Below are 15,454 nucleotides of genomic sequence, written 5' to 3'. Positions count from 1 at the left end.
TCCGTACCCTGCTCAGGATCAACGTCCTAAACGCCTTCCAGCCACCACGACGACGACCAAACTCAATGCAAGGACAGATGGAACTCAGCCTCAATCCACCATCACCCAAAAATCCCGGACAGTAGTGCGCGAAAGCGGGGAACTCCGTTTGCGATCGTGCGGCAGACACCAAAACAGAGGTTCCCGCTTTCGCGGGAATGACCCCGTTGGTGGGGCTCGACCCTGACTTAGCGCCTATGACCCTTGCCCTCCCACCGGCGTCATCCCCGCGCAGCTGCGCGGGGACCCAGTGGGATATTTCCGCGCCAGCGGTTGCAGCAGCATCCCACGAGGTTCCCGCCTGCGCGGGAATGACGTCCGTGCTGCGCTGATGCATCTCGATAGTGAAGCGCTCTCAGGCGTTGCCGCGCAGCGCCCGGTTGATGGCGCCGAGCAGCATGACGATACGCCCGAGGCCCATCAGCGCCAGCCCGCCGACGAACGGCAGCAGCGTCCATTGCAGCAGCCGCGCCACGTCGACAAAGGTGGCGATGAGGTCGGAGCCCGGCGTGTCGAGCGCCGAATTGACCATCTGGATCAGCCCGGGCGCCCCGTACCCGGCAACGACGAGCGTCGACAGCACCGCAATCAGTCCGACGACATAAAGCAATCCCGCAACCATCCTCGCCCCCTCATGGCTTGTCGCCGGGTAGTTAAGAAGGCCTGAACGGCTTCGTCAACGTGCTGCTCAAATCCCCAGCTCGGCCCTGAGCTTGCGCGTCAGCTTGTCGGCGATCAGCCGGTGCGACTCGCGGATATAGCCCTGAGCCAGTTCGCTCTCGAGCGCGCCGGGCGAAACCCGCACCCATTGGCGCTTGGCGAAATAGGCCGCCTGCTCGATGCCGTCGAGTTCGGTCAGCCCATCAAAGGCGATCTCACCCACCTTGAAGACGATATCGCCCGAGGCGTCACCAAGCAGGCAAAACACCTTGCCGCCGACCTTGGCGACCAGCGCTTCCCACTGCTCATGCAGCGTCACCGCGGGCAGCGTGCTGACAAAGCTGGTGAAGCCGTCGCGGTCATGGAGGGTCAAGATCGGCCTCGTCAGATCTGGTCGTGCCGGACGAACAGCCGGGTCTTGCGCGAGCGGCCGGCCCAGGCCAGCAGCGCCCCGGGCACCGCCAGCACGGCCCAGCCCGGCATGGCGAAGACCGCCTCCGAGATTGGCTCGAGCACCATGCCGAAGAACCGCCCGGCGAGGAACTCGCGCACCGTGGCGAGGCTCTCGGCATTGAGCCAGGTCCAGTTTTCGCTGAGCGAGGTGAAGATCAACTGGTTGGCGCCGAGCGAGCGCGTCCCGTCGATGATCAACAGGATCAGCGCCACACCAAGGAGCCAGGTGCCCAAAAGCCTGAGAAAAAGCCGCATCGAGGTCCGTCGCGTCCGGGATGCGCCGTGCGGGGTCCCAATGCTCCACCGGCTGCTGGCAATCCTTTTGCCACGCGGTCCGCGCGCGGGACAAGACAACTTTGGCGAGCCTTGATGGCAATCCCCGACATCGGCGCGTTATGTGCCTTGCGGTCACGACGTCGATGAGTATATTGCGCCCGCTCCGGCAGGCTCAGGCCCCCGGACACGCAGACCCGGGCCCGCCCGGCCCGCTGCATGCGGAGAGATGGCCGAGTGGTCGAAGGCGCACGCCTGGAAAGTGTGTAGGCGGGGAACCGTCTCAAGGGTTCGAATCCCTTTCTCTCCGCCACCCATTCAGTGCAACTAGCTGGTTTTGTGGGCTGGCAAGGTACGCATCGATCCCGCGCAAGAAGCAAGCCTGAGGGCCACAGGGCTAGGTCCTGCCGAGGTTGCCCGACAAATTGGATGCTCGAGAATGCAGGTGAATCGAATTCTTGGATCGCAGATCGCCAAGACGTAGATTACGGGAGGAAGTCATATGCTGATATCGGAATGCAAAAGGCCAAAATAACTTCTAAGTGCCTTTACGAGTCTCAGTATGTCATCGACGTCGGCAACGGTTGCATGCGCCAAAGCATATTTTCGCAGCTCGACTTTTCCCTGTCGTGTAAACTCGCGATGGTACTTGCCCCGCACGTTGTGCGTGTCAAGGACGCAGTCTGGAAAGCGTTGTTCGAAATTCGCCAAAAGCCTCTGAGACAGCAAATCCTCTATTTCCCAGTCTAAAGCCTCCAGCCCCTTGTTTAACGCGATGCCGTCGGCGCGCAAGCGAGCGACACCCTGAACGAGCGCCACGGGCATAACCGGCTGCAGCAAAAAAACGTCTTGGTAAGGGACAAGCCTGCGATCAAACTCGCAAGCACGGGCAAGGGCTCGCCGCCCCGCTCTATCGTTATCGAAAAGACCAATAAACCGGTGTCGGAGCTCACCCTCCGGGCCACGATCCGCGTCGGCCATCTGCCTTGCGGCATTCAATCGTCGATTTACGCCATCCACGCCACCATCGTCTGCAATCCCGGCGGCAATTACCGCTAGGTCGGGTCCGAGTAGCGGCCTATTCCACGTTGCTTTGTACAGACGTTCAGCTAACGCGATGTAGGTGACGTCAGAGAGTCCCTCGACGAGAACGTTGTGCTTGCGCACCTGCCAGCCGATCTGATGCGACCAGATTTCGACTAGACCTGACATTACTTTAGCCTGCTGTAAGAGGTCGCAGAAATGGGCCGTTATGTCCAAACGACACTAACGCGCGAAAGCTTACTCCGGGCCGCAGCTTTTCCTGCCCAAATTCCTGTGGACGAAAAAGTACGGTAGTTCCTTGAAACTCTCTAACTCGCGCGGCTGACCGCCCATCGCCGCCCGAACTCACTGTTGCTTGTACTTGACGACGTGTAGATGTCCCTTTCACCAGCAACCACCGCAGCCGATTTGGTACCTCTACGTAGTGCTCGCCCTGACGCCAAAGGCGACGGAGATCATGAAACATCCTGTCAGCCTCGTGGTGCCGGTCCTCCTGATGGAGGAGGACCGCAAACTCCAACTGCATCTGAGGAGTGAATATGGCTGCAGCACCCTTCAGAGACTGCAGCAACTCCAACTGCATCCCAAAATCGTAGGGCTGGTCGATGCAAATAAGCATGTAACGCAGCTTCACCGCTTGCGCATTTCCCCGAAGAAGCTGAACATTCAGGAGGTCTGAGGCGCGTGTCCTGTTCTGGGTAGGATAGTCATGCAGTTCCATCCCCGTGAACCGGTCAACCCCGTCAGCAAGCGCCATCAGTGCCGCCACAATGGCCGAGGGCTCCGTTTCGGGATCGGTCCGTGTCTTCTTGGCTGACGCAATGTCCATCAAGAGCGACAGCGCAGCGTCAGCTAGCCGTCCAAGAGCAAAGCGTCGCGTCTCGGAGCTATCTCGTGCCATGGTTGAGTAGACAATATTCAGAACCTCGATAGCGTGTTCCGACGCCAACTCCGGGCTGGTGGTAGCTTCACTTAACAATGTTCGCGCGTATGTCTCAACGACAAATGAATTGTCCGGGTTTAGACCATAAGCTCTGCGTGTAACGTCGCGCGCCTTGATTTGTAGCGAGGAGACCAGTGCCTCGTCTGCGTTTCTTTTTGACTCAGCCTCCGCTAGATCGTGATAGGCATGCGCCAGCGAGTTAAAAAGGCTCAGATCGGAGTCAGCATCGGACTGACCTGGGAATGACAAGGCGCTTTCAATATCAGCCACGGCGCGCTGAAGGAGCTTTGCCCGCTCATCAACTGAAATCGGGAACATCTCCGGGTCTTTAGCGATTCTTCGGCGCGAGATGGCGGTATGGTGAAGAAATGTTCGACTCGTTGTGCGCAACGACCGTGGCATTTCGTCTAGTGCCTGAAGCACGTCGGGCCAGAATGGAGCAAAGCTGCCTAGCCCATGGTCTGGGTCGATTTTGAATATTGACACCGCAAAAGCGTCGGCAAGGTCGCGAAATTCAGTGAATTGAAGCGCTGGGGTTTTCGATATGCGTCGCAAGGCTAGAAAACGCAGGTGTTCGGGACTGTTTGCATCAGCAAACCCAGCAGCCTCACGCGCAGGGGTGTCGTAAAAAAGCGCGGTTAGGATATATCGCCCAAGTAGGTCGTGGATCATGCTCCAATATCTGACGCCCTCGCCAGAGATGCGGATCAAGCCCAGCGAACCCAGATCGCGTTGGACGTCGGCGAGCTTATGGGAGATGGGCCAGTCAGTCGTTGGGGGTAGAAGCGTCTCCGGCATCGACTGGCGGACGGTGCTCAATGCCGCAATTGAAATAATTGCATCGCGTACCTCTGCATCGCTGATGTGCCGCGAGAACTGTCGGTACATCCACGACTGGACTGTCTCTTGCATGTCGAATTGGCGCTGAAGCCAGAAGGACAGTGCTATCCAAAATGCCGCAATTCCTCGGCTTGCCTGTACGGCCGACGCTTCAAAAAAACGCCGCCAATCAGCTTCACTACGAACCGCGCCGTGCGGGAGGAGGTAGCGATTCAAATGGATGCCGAGTTGAACGGCATCTTCCATGGTTATTTGGTGCGTAAGTTCGCCGATAGAAGTGAAACGCCGGTTGCCAACCATGGCCATGGCTAAGTAAGGCCCCGTGACCATCAGAAGGCATGCACGTCTTCCGCTGCGTTCCAACTCGCGGCCGAATGCAATGAGGTCATCCTCTCGGCCCTCCCAGTGGGTGCGGTCAAACACGACGAGTACAGGGACTTGGTATAACCTAGTGGCCTTTTCCCCTTCTGATTGAGGGGCTAGTGCGTCAAGCAACCTTCCTAGAAACGCCGTAACCTCAAGCCCATTTGGGACGAATGGCGCTCCCCCAGCGACCAAGGTGGGATAACCCTGAGCAGCTGCTGTCCAGGCTAAGTTTCGCACAAATGTCGTTGCGCCAGCGCCGGACTCGGCCTGAACATAGAAGATCTTGTTGGACTCGGGCCCTTCGCGGTCGAGCGCAGCAAGGGCGTTTCTCACTCGTCGCCATGCTACGTCGTCTCGAGACCAAGGCATCCCGGCTGCAAACGGCCTCCAGGATGACGAGGGGTCCTTAAAGAACGACTCTATCTCGGCGGCACTTAGGTCTCCTGGCATCAATGGATGCAGGGCACCGTCTGCGAGCAATTCGTAGCGGCCCAATATCGGGTGCTCGGGATCGTCCACGCTGCTAACGTCAAAGCGAGCTAAATCGCCATCGCTGTTGCGCACCCTAAGGACAAGGCTGCCATCGCGATCCGCCACGAAGCGGTCCGCTAACTGCTGGCTAAATTCGACGAGTGAGAGTTCTAGGACGCCAACTGCCGGTGCGCCCGTCCTGTCAATCCATGATGGAATGTCGGATTCTGAGGGATTGTCGGAGACGACCGATATTGAAGGTCGAAACCCGTCCTCCCACATGCCGCTCAATTCTTCGAGGGCGCGCTGATCGGGGCTTCCAATTATGACGAGGTGTTTGACGGGATGCCGCCGCAGTTCCTCCAACATTGTAAGGCGGCGCGTCAGCGCTGCCATAGCCGAGAGCTTTGTCGTCGGTCTTCCGTTAAGCAGAAATACAGGAAGGCTTCTGGGCGGCAATGGGTAGTCAGAAGGATTGGTGTCGATTAAGTGAACCAGCCCCCTCCTGCGGACCAACACACTTTCAATGAGCTCCGTGCTCTCTAGTGTCTCGTTGAGCTCAGAATTAACAATCTCACAAAGAACAACGCTCCACGGTAGCCGCATCAAATCGGCCAACGCTCCCCGTTGAGCCGGTTCTAGATCGGCATTCATGACCCATAGTGCCGCGTCCCTCGTGTCGAGTTGGCTGAAAAGTGGGACAGGCACGCCGTTGAGCCGTACAAGCGCGGAGATCTTCATCTTTGATTGCCCCAAGTCACGTCGCCAAGCAGACGTCTTCATACCGGTAAACTGAAGTACACTCCCTTATGCCATCAACCGAATAGGATCGCATAGACACGAATGCGCCGGAAGCTTCGGTCGGCAAGCGCGGAAAAATGCGGTAAACCCATTGGGAGGTAAAATGACTCGGCAGACCTGGCAGGATGCGGTCAATGACATTGAGCAATCCGCAGGTGTGGCAACGCTCCGCCAACATCAGCTTGCTGCTGTTGCAGGTGCTTTGCTGCCCACGGACATGCCACGACTGGTAGCCGCCGCTCGATTGCAAACTGTCCTCGGCGACGACATCGCTGGCGAAAGCATTTCCGAGGTGCTCGAAGTGCAACATGAACTTATGGAATCTCTGCAGACCACTAAGGTTCGGATCACAACGCCCGCTGCGAATCGGTCTGAGGCGCGCGGCTGGATCGAGTATCTGTTCCTGAGGCGACGTCAGAACGCGCTTCGCCGCCTAGAGATCAATGCCGGTGACATAGTGGGGTACCCTGACATTGAGGGTGCATATGAGGTCTCCTCGATCGGCGAAGACGGCCGCGTTTACTTCAAGGGAGCTCGAACAGGGAGTGCATGGCCAGATCGGCTAGTCGTGAAAGCACGCGCGGGCGATGTTGGCAGAGAAGCACAGGACGTTCGCCGCGCCGCTGCCAGTCGGGCCTCTCTCCTCGGAACCACACATGAGCTCTCACAGGCCAAACTTTTCGACCTGCGGCCGTGGAAGGTTGAATGGCAACTCGGAGTTGGCGCCATCGACAAGCTGGCCGAGGTGATCGAGACGGCAAGCGACGAGAAGCCTATTCAGATGTTCCTAGAACAGCATCCCGAACTGTTAGCAGCTCTTTTGGGTGGCAGAGAGCGGTTCGCTGTTCCCCGGCCCAGCTTAGGAGGAAAATACGAGCCCGACTTCCTTCTTGCCGACACTGACTCATTGGGAATTCGATGGCTGTTGGTGGAGCTCGAAACTCCTATTTCGGCAATCACATTGCGAACTCAGAACGCGCTAGACAAAAGCGCTCGGCGCGGCGTCACACAAATACAGGAGTGGCGAGAGTGGTTGCAGAACAACCTTGACGTTGCTCGGCGTCCGACTCGCCAGGATGGTCTGGGGCTATCCGACATCCGGCCAAACAGTGAAGGGCTTGTGCTCGTCGGGCGTCGGCATTTGCTCGGGAACAGTTCGTCAGCGGTCCGCAGCGGCGCTAGTGAGCAGAACTCAATTCGTATCCATACCTACGACTGGCTCGTGGAGAGCCTACGAAGCATCATCGACTTTGTCGGACCACCAGCAGTTAATCCGCACCTCTTGAAGCCCCCAAGATAGCCCTCCACCCAAGGTGCGCCACGTGTAACTCCAAGGCGTTGATGCTGCGCTAAACTCGTCACATACGTTCGCTTGAGGTCAGATGTGACGCCTTTCGCCACAAACGACGTTGCGTGACGACAGGGTATGTCCCGATGTGACGGTGGATGTCGTGATGGGATGATGCTCTTCCTCAGGTTCTTCCGGAGAGCGAGACAAGGCATCGTCGGAAGCCAACACTCGGCGCCCCCAATATGGTCTACCGCTATCCGAGGCTTAAGGCCGCACCACCTCCGGCGCTCACCAGCAATCCATCTGTGACCCACCCGCAACAACATGCCCCGAACCGCAACTCTCCACCTATTAAGTCATCATATGACTTGATAGGCCCGAGTAATAAACCTTGGAGGTCGATTCGTGTTCCGTTCGTTCATGTTAGGCGTTAGCGCCCTGGCGCTGGTCTCGGGGGCTGAGGCTGCCGATCTGTTTATCGACACTGCATATGAGGCGCCCGTTGCTGCGTCCTACGGCCTCCGCGGCGTAGTTGAGCTTGGTGGGCTCGGCCGCATGGCGCAGGAAGATGGCGGCGATTTCAGCAGTTTTGGTGGGGTCTATGGCGCCTTCGCCATCGAGGGCGAGTACGATGCGCTGGTGCTCGGGCTCGATGGCTATGGCGAGTGGCTGGCGATCGAGGATAGCGATCCGAACGTCACCAACGGCAATCTCGGTGTGCTCGGCGCGCAGGTGGGCATGCGGATGGACAACTGGTATCTCGGCGGCTTCGGCACCCTTGCCACCTATCCCGATGCCGAGACCGTCGACCAGTTCGTCGGCTATGCGGCGGGCGTCCAGGCGGCAGTCGATATCGATTACGCCAGGCTGGTCGGCCGGCTCGGCTATGCCTTCGCCCCCAACGACGATTTCGACAATGACGACGAGGGCTTTGTCGGGCCGTTCGCCGAAATCGGCGCGGCCTATGCCCTGTCGAGCGATTTCGCCGTGATGGCCAATGTCGGCTATGGCTTCAGCGCCAACTTCGACGTGTCGAACGATCCGGGCGAATATGTGAATTGGGGCGTCAAGGCGGCCTACCGGCTGCCGGGCGATCTCAACCTCAACCTCGTCGCCTCCTATGAAGGTATGCACGCCTTCGACCAGGACGACGAGTCGAACACCACCCATACCGTGAAGCTCGGGATCTCGATTCCGTTCGGCGACGAGGGCACCGCGATCGATGCGCTACGTCCGCTGGCGAGCCCGACCGCGCCGTTCCGCGCTTCGGTCTCGGCCGACGTCCTGTAACCGCATCCGACCGACGACCTGAAAAGGCCGGCGCCTGGCGCCGGCCTTTGACTTTTGCGGCTACGTCTCCGGCCAGCCGGCCGGGCAATGGGACGCTGCTAGCACCCGCCAGCCGGCCCGCCGATCGGGAACGACAGGCTGCCCTTGAACTCGTGCGACGTGGTCGTCGCCCCGTAGACGCCGGCATAGTTGGCGCTGAGCCGCATGCCGGAGGTGGGGCAGGTGATCATCAGGCCGACATCGAGCTTGGCGCGGAGATCATCGAAGGGCTCGATGATCTCGATCGGCGGCAGCCCTTCGGGAACGGCTTCGAACTGCGTCTCGGCAACCCACTGGTTCTGCATCGGCGACCATTGCACGCCACCGCGCACGAAGCCGCTCACCAGCAAGCCGCCCTCCATCTGGCTACTGAGCCGAAGCTCGAGGCCGGGTGTGAGGGTGACGAAGGCGTGGGTCATTTCGGGATAGGTGAGGTTGGCGAGCCCGACCCCGGTCTCGGTGCGCTCTGGCGTGTGCAGCAGGTGGCCGTCGATATCCAGCATGCCGATCGCCTGGGCCCCGTTATTGGTTTCGGGTGAGGCGTAGCTCAACCGCAGGCGCGGGTAGAAGCCGTAGATCTGGGCGTCGGACCGGGCATAGCCGTCAATGCCTTCGAACTCGATGATCTTGTCGGAGAAGGCCGGCAGCTCGCCGACCTCGGCAACGCCGGTGGCGATGCCGTCAAAGCTCGAATAGCCCTGCTCGAAGCCGTCGACCTGGACACGGCGCGCCGTCTCCATCTCACCGAACGAGCCGGCGGCGACGAAGCCGACACCGAACCCACCATTGCGGTACTCGGCCGAAGCGCTGGCCTGATAGAGCTGGCCCTCCATGCTCGACAGCTCCATGCCGTCGTGAGTGTGGGTCGAGGCGACCTGGTCGAGACCGAGCCCGAACCCGACATTGAGATTGTCGTTGACCCCAACGTCGCCGCCGAAGGCCAGTGAGGTCCACTTGTCCTCGGCCGTTGGGCTGTCGTTGACGATGCCGCGGTTGTACTGGCCGCCCGACAGGCTGCCCCACAGGCAGACCAGATCCTCGACGTCGCGGGCCGCAAAACTATCCTCGCAACCCGAGATGGTGCGGTCGAGGAACTCCGTCGCCCGCCGGTCGGCCAGCTCGAAGATATGCGGCGCCTGGTGCGGCGTCAGGGTGGTCACCGCGTCGCCGAGTGCCTCGGCGTCGGGCTGCAGGCGCAGCAGGTTGATCAGGTAGTTGAACGGATCATCGATGCCGATCGCCTGTTCGATATTGTCGAGGCCCTCGCCCATGCTCCACACGTTCGGGTCGGTGGTGCCCGATGCCGGATCCTGCAACAGGTCCAGGATGGGCGGCTTTTCGGCGAGCAGCACCAGGTCGGCGCCCTGCACTTCGGCGCTGAAGATGAAGCCGACGGCCGGCGGCGTCAGTGTCGGGGTGAAGCCATTGTCGGTCATGCCGCCATCGGCATGGGCGATGACATAGCCGGCATTGGAGAACGCCTTGTTGATCGACAGCAGCAGCAGCGGGCCCTCGCCGTCGAAGGCGGCGCTGCCGGTCATATCCAGCAGGTCGGTGACCAGCGCCGGGGTGTTCTGGGCATTGAGGTCGATATCGATGTAGTAGGCGCCGCTGTCGGCCTGGTCGAAATTGCCGGTGACGTCGGTCTCCTTGACCCGGGCGCGATCGCCGGGGGAGAGGAGGCCCTCGTTGCCGAAGAGGTTCCCGGCGCCGAGGATAATGCTGGCGTCGGTGATGAACAGCGCGCCGCTCTGGTTGACGAGGCCGTTGGCGCCGCCGCCGAGATCGACGTTGCCGATGATGTTGCTGGTGCGCGTGCCGCCGACCAGCTGGTTGTCATTGGCCCCGGCCGGCGCGCGGGCAAGGTTGGTGACCACGTCATTGCCGTCACCGCCGAGGATCGCCATGCCGTTGAGCAGCGGCAGGCCGCCGCCGACGAGGCTCGCCTGGGCATAGAGCGTGCCATTGCTGGTCAGCGTGTTGTTGAGGCCATCGGCAATCTGCACCGCCGCCCCCGAGCCATGCGCCGCCCAGACGAGGCCGACGCCGTTGCCGCTGGTGCCGGCCTGATTGATGTTGAGGACGACGTTGCCGTCGAGGCTGCCGGTGCCGCCGGCGCTCTGGCCGAATATGCCGACACTGCTCTCTCCCATCACCACGACGTTGCGGGTCTGGGTGACGCCCACTGCGGCTGCGTTGCCGAGCCCGCCGACGCTGCCGGCGAACGGCCCGTCGCCTGCCGCACCAAGCGTCGTGGCGAACATGCCATTGCCGACAATGCCGCCGCCGCCACCGATCGATTGCGCCACGATGCCGTGCGCGCCGAACCCGGTGGTGTGGACGTCGCCATTGCTGTTGACGATGGCCGCGCCGCCATTGCCGCCGGCGCCGCCGCCCGCTGCGATGGTGATCGGGGCGAGCGAGAAGCCGTCCTGGCCGAGCAGCGTGCCGCCGCTATAGACGCCGGTCAGGCCGCCGCCGCCGCCGATCGATTGCGCCACGATACCGAAGGCGCCGGCGCCGGTGGTGGTGATGCCGGTGGCGTTGGCGGTCACTGCCCCACCGAGGCCACCCGAACCGCCGGCCCCGCTGCCGATGTGGATCGTCGTTCCCTCGGTGAGGGTCACGCCGTCGACGAACACTACGTTGGCGATACCGCCGCCGCCGCCGATCGACTGCGCCACAAGCCCATGGCTCAGTGCTCCGTTAGTGGTGATCTGCGCTTCGGCCGTCACCGTCGAAGCCGCGCCCGCGTCGCCGACGAAGGTGAGGTTGTTGATGGCGTCGAAATTGGTGAGCTGGCTGCCACCGAGCACGATATCGAGCGCCTCGCCCGGATTGGTGATGGTTTCCACCGAGACATTGCCCACGCCACCACCGCCGCCAATGGTCTGGGCGACGATGCCGATGGCGTTGTGGTTGGTGGTGGTGACGGTGCCCTCGGCGGTCATCTGGAAGCCGCCGCCGCTGCCGGTGCGATCAAAGCCAAGGCCGGCCGAGTAGCCGCCGACCCGGATGAGGAAGCTATCCTCGGGCGGCAGCGCCGGATTGAGGACGAGCGCGTTTGCTGCGAAGGCATTGACGCCGCCGCCGCCGCCGATCGACTGCGAGATGAGGCCGATCGAGCCGAGGCCGGTCATGGTGGTGGCGAGCGTATTGTAGTTGGTCGGCTGGAACAGGCCGTTGCCGTTGAGCGAGCCGTTGCCGCCGGCGATGATTTCCACGTCGCTGCCGGAGAACAGCAGCTCGTCGAGGATCACCGTCGCCGCAATGCCGCCGCCACCGGCGATCGACTGGGCCACCATGCCGAAGGACAGTTCGCCCTCGGTGATGTTGGTCTCGCCGTTGATCGTCACGGTGACCTTGCCCTTGCTGCCATCGATCGGGATCAGCGAAACCAGGTCGCAGGTATCCGGCGGCTCGGGACAGCCGGCGCCGAGGCCGACCTTGATGCCGCTGGAGCCGCCACCGCCATCGCCGATGCCGAGCGAGAAACCGCCCCAGCCGCCGCCGCCGCCGATCGACTGCGCGACAACGCCGGAGGAGTTGGCCAGCGCCGTGTGGATCGAGCCGGTGCTGATCACCGTGACGTCGCCGCCATTGCCGCCCTTGCTGCCGGAGCCGCCGACGACGTTGTCGACGCCGCCGCCACCCAGCGCAATAGCGCCGGCAAAGCCGCCATTGCCGCCGCCACCGCCAACCGATTGCGCGAAGATGCCGACCGAGTTCTGTCCGGTGACGTTGATCGAGCCGGTATTGTTGACCGTCACCACCCCGCCGGCGCCGCCTTCGCCACCAGTGCCGCCAACGCTGCCGGTTGCACCACTGCCGCCGTCGCTGAGCGTGCCGGCGATCGAGAAGCCGCCGCTGCCACCGCCGCCGCCGATCGACTGCGCAATGATGCCGTGCGAAAAGTCGCCGCTGGTTTCGATGATGCCGGCATTGAGCACGTCGACCTGGCCGCCCGCACCGCCGCCTGCAGCGTCGCCGCCGACCGAGTTCTTGGCCCCGTCACCCTCGGCTTCAAAGGTCGCCGCGATCGAGAAGCCGCCGACGCCGCCACCGCCACCAACGCTCTGCGCCATGATGCCGGCGGCATTGTTGCCCTCGGTGGTGACGGTGCCGAAATTGTCGACCTTGACCTGGCCGCCTATCGAAGCCACGCCGCCGCCGCCACCGCCGACGTCATTTTCGGCGGAGCCATCGATCGCAAGGCTTAAGCCTCCGGCAAAGCCGCCGGCACCGCCGCCGCCACCGATCGATTGCGCCAGCACGCCGATCGAGCCTTCACCGCGCGTATGGATATGCGGCACGCCCAGCGCATTGGCATTGCCGACGATCACTTCGACATAGTTGCCGGCGCCGCCGCCACTGCCATCGCCGCCGACACTGTCGACCTTGCTGTCGGCTTTCATCGAGAAGCCGGCGCCGATCGAGAAGCCGCCAAAACCGCCGCCACCGCCGACCGATTGCGCCAGGACACCATGCGAGAGCGCGCCGTGGGTATCGATATCGGCGTTGACCGCCACGCGAACCTCGCCGGCCCCGCCGGCTGCGCCGCCCTTGCCGCCGGTGCTGTCCGCCGAGCCGTCTCCCTCGACCGAAACGCCCGCCCCGACCGAGAAGCCGCCGGCGCCGCCGCCACCGCCCACTGACTGGGCAAAGATGCCGATCGATTTGTCGGCGCGCGTGGTGATGGTGCCATTCGAGGTGACCGTGACGTTGGCGCCGGTGCCACCCAGGCTCCCGTCGCCGCCGGTCGAATTGGCCGCGGCGTCGCCCTTGAGCGAGAACACCGCCGTGCCGGAAAAGCCCGCCGTGCCGCCACCGCCGCCGATCGACTGGGCGAGGATGCCGTGCGAGTTGAAACCCTTGCCGTCGGCGCCGCCGGTATCGATCACGGCGTTGCTGACCACCACGACTTCGCCGGCATTCTTGGCGGTGCCGCCGGTGCCGCCCACCGAATTGCCATAGGCATCGCTCTCGAGCGAGAAGGCCGCGGCGATCGAGAAGCCGCCGGTGCCGCCGCCCCCGGCGACGCTCTGCGCCAGGATGCCGTGTGACTGCTCACCCCGAGTGGTGATGCTGCCGAACACGTCGATGACGCTGACCTTGCCGCTGATCCCGCCATTGCCGCCATCGCCGCCCATCGACGATGCGGCGGCGACGGTCTTGATCGAGCCCGCGGCGCTGATCGAAAAGCCGCCTGTGCCGCCGCCGCCGCCGATCGACTGGGCGAGGATACCGTTGGATTGGTTGCCGGTGGTGAGGATGTTGCCGCTGTGGCGAACCGTAACGTCGGCGCCGTCGCTGCCCGTCCCACCATCGCCACCGAAGGCGGCCGCCGCGGCGGCGCCGTTGAGCGAGAAGGCCAGCGCGCCGGCAAAGCCGCCTGTGCCGCCGCCACCGCCGACGCTCTGCGCGAAGATGCCATGCGAGAAGGCGCCGCCGGTGGTGATGTTGCCGGTGTTGCCGACATCGACCACGCCGCCGCGCGAACCGTCGCCGCCATCGCCACCGAAGCTCATATTGGCGTTGGCGCCTTGTATCGAGAACGTGGCGCTGGCGGCAAAGCCGGCATTGCCGCCGCCACCACCGACCGATTGGGCGACGATACCGCTGGAGAAGCTGCCGCGCGTCTCAATGCCGAGCGGATCGGCGACGTTGCTGGTCACCTTGACGCCCTGGGCGAAGTTGCCGGTGCCGCCATCGCCGCCGAAGCTGAGGCCAATGCCGCCACTAAGGCCGCCGGCCGCCGCGATCGAGAAACCGCCGGTGCCGCCACCGCCGCCGACCGAGCTTGCGAAGATACCGTTGGATTGGGTACAGGCGTCACAACCGGTGCTGATGCGCGCCGCGTTGTTCACCTCGACAATGCCGCCCGAGCCGCCGGCGCCGCCATCGGCGCCAAAGCCCACGGCAACGCCGACCAGGGTGCCGACCGCTGCCGAGATGGCGAAGCCGCCACGGCCGCCGCCGCCGCCGATAGATTCGGCGACGATGCCGGACGAGAACGAGCCATTGGTGATGATGGCGCCATTGGCCCCGACATAGACGTCGCCGCCCGCTCCACCTGAGCCACCCTTGCCGCCGAAGGCCAGGGACACGCTGCCATAGAGCCCGGCTGAGGCGCTGATGGCAAAGCCGCCATTACCGCCGCCGCCACCGACGCTCTGCGCCAAAATGCCGACCGAGCGGTCGCCGCTGGTCTGAATAGTCGAGGCGGAGAACGGCCCGCGATTGACGTCGACATTGCCGGACCGGCCGCCCGGACCACCGGTGCCGCCAAACGACATGGCGACAAACACGCCGGCCGCGATGGTATTGCCGCCATTGCCGCCGCCACCGCCGACGCTCTGCGCGAAGATGCCGGCCGAGTCGGGACCGCTAGTGGTGATATTGCCGGAGTTGGTGACCCCGACGAACTTGCCTTCGCCACCTGCGGCGCCCGAGCCACCAATGGTGAACAGGCCGCCGCCGAAGCCGCCATCGCCGCCACCACCGCCGATCGACTGGGCGAAGATGCCGCGCGAGAACTGGCCGCTGGCGACGAGGGTGTTCGAATTGGTGACGCGCACCTCGCCAGCGCTGCCGCCGCCGCCGCCCGAGCCGCCCATCGAGATAAGGCCCGCCGCGCCGCCGCCGCGGCCACCGCCGCCGCCGACGCTCTGGGCATAGATGGCGCCGGCGAAGCGGCAGTTGATGCACTCGCTGCGCACTTCGGCAGTATTGCCGACCGTGACGTCGCCGCCATTGCCGGCAGCGCCGCCCTTGCCGCCAAAGGCAAACAGCCCGGCCGAAACGTTGGCCGAACCGCCACCGCCGCCGACGCTCTGGGCGAAGATGCCGTAATTGCCGAGTTCGAAGCCGTCGCCGTTGCCGCGGACCGTGACATTGGCAGAGTTCTGTACATTGACGGTGCCGCCATTGCCGCCGCCCACACC

General features: G+C 63.2%; 8 protein-coding genes and 1 tRNA gene. 3 read left to right on the top strand and 6 right to left on the bottom strand.

Annotation, left to right across the window (positions count from 1 at the left end; all coding sequences use genetic code 11):
• Positions 1 to 394: 394 nt before the first annotated feature.
• From VW23_RS08305 to VW23_RS08295, 3 genes are all read right to left on the bottom strand, one after another.
• On the bottom strand, positions 395 to 661 hold the full coding sequence (locus tag VW23_RS08305) for a hypothetical protein (protein WP_069909106.1): 267 nt from the start codon (positions 659 to 661) through the stop codon (positions 395 to 397).
• Between the two features lie 66 nt (positions 662 to 727).
• On the bottom strand, positions 728 to 1,072 hold the full coding sequence (locus VW23_RS08300) for an MmcQ/YjbR family DNA-binding protein (protein ID WP_069909105.1): 345 nt from the start codon (positions 1,070 to 1,072) through the stop codon (positions 728 to 730).
• Positions 1,073 to 1,083: 11 nt separating this feature from the next.
• Positions 1,084 to 1,407, bottom strand: a complete 324-nt coding sequence (locus tag VW23_RS08295) for a hypothetical protein (RefSeq protein ID WP_141728272.1) — start codon at positions 1,405 to 1,407, stop codon at positions 1,084 to 1,086.
• Positions 1,408 to 1,648: 241 nt separating this feature from the next.
• Between VW23_RS08295 and VW23_RS08290 the strand changes: the two genes are divergently transcribed.
• Positions 1,649 to 1,738, top strand: a tRNA-Ser gene (locus VW23_RS08290).
• 185 nt (positions 1,739 to 1,923) lie between these two features.
• Here VW23_RS08290 and VW23_RS08285 read toward each other — a convergent pair.
• Together VW23_RS08285 and VW23_RS08280 are read right to left on the bottom strand one after the other, a co-directional pair.
• A complete protein-coding gene (locus VW23_RS08285; protein ID WP_084645764.1) occupies positions 1,924 to 2,637 on the bottom strand; it encodes a hypothetical protein in 714 nt (237 codons plus the stop codon).
• Positions 2,638 to 2,641: 4 nt separating this feature from the next.
• Positions 2,642 to 5,830, bottom strand: a complete 3,189-nt coding sequence (locus VW23_RS08280) for a P-loop NTPase family protein (protein ID WP_069909107.1) — start codon at positions 5,828 to 5,830, stop codon at positions 2,642 to 2,644.
• 163 nt (positions 5,831 to 5,993) lie between these two features.
• On the opposite strand from VW23_RS08280, the gene VW23_RS08275 reads away from it, so the two are divergent.
• Together VW23_RS08275 and VW23_RS08270 are read left to right on the top strand one after the other, a co-directional pair.
• Positions 5,994 to 7,190: a Shedu anti-phage system protein SduA domain-containing protein gene (locus VW23_RS08275; protein WP_069909103.1), complete on the top strand. Its 1,197-nt coding sequence runs from the start codon at positions 5,994 to 5,996 to the stop codon at positions 7,188 to 7,190.
• 396 nt (positions 7,191 to 7,586) lie between these two features.
• Positions 7,587 to 8,471, top strand: a complete 885-nt coding sequence (locus VW23_RS08270; RefSeq protein WP_069909102.1) for a hypothetical protein — start codon at positions 7,587 to 7,589, stop codon at positions 8,469 to 8,471.
• A gap of 98 nt (positions 8,472 to 8,569) precedes the next feature.
• On the opposite strand, the gene VW23_RS29650 is transcribed toward VW23_RS08270, so the two are convergent.
• On the bottom strand, positions 8,570 to 15,454 hold a 6,885-nt coding region (locus tag VW23_RS29650), incomplete at its 5' end, for an autotransporter outer membrane beta-barrel domain-containing protein (protein ID WP_069909101.1).

The organism is Devosia insulae DS-56 (assembly GCF_000970465.2).
Classification (GTDB): Bacteria; Pseudomonadota; Alphaproteobacteria; order Rhizobiales; family Devosiaceae; genus Devosia_A; species Devosia_A insulae.
The sequence above is the reverse complement of the archived record's forward strand: the minus strand, read 5'-3'. Positions and strand labels throughout refer to the sequence as shown.

Excerpts from the sequence above, each read along its gene's own strand:
- VW23_RS08305 (WP_069909106.1), bottom strand. The coding sequence starts at position 661 with ATGGTTGCGGGATTGCTTTATGTCGTCGGACTGATTGCGGTGCTGTCG.
- VW23_RS08280 (WP_069909107.1), bottom strand. The coding sequence starts at position 5,830 with ATGAAGATCTCCGCGCTTGTACGGCTCAACGGCGTGCCTGTCCCACTT.
- VW23_RS08285 (WP_084645764.1), bottom strand. The coding sequence starts at position 2,637 with ATGTCAGGTCTAGTCGAAATCTGGTCGCATCAGATCGGCTGGCAGGTG.
- VW23_RS08295 (WP_141728272.1), bottom strand. The coding sequence starts at position 1,407 with ATGCGGCTTTTTCTCAGGCTTTTGGGCACCTGGCTCCTTGGTGTGGCG.
- VW23_RS08275 (WP_069909103.1), top strand. The coding sequence starts at position 5,994 with ATGACTCGGCAGACCTGGCAGGATGCGGTCAATGACATTGAGCAATCC.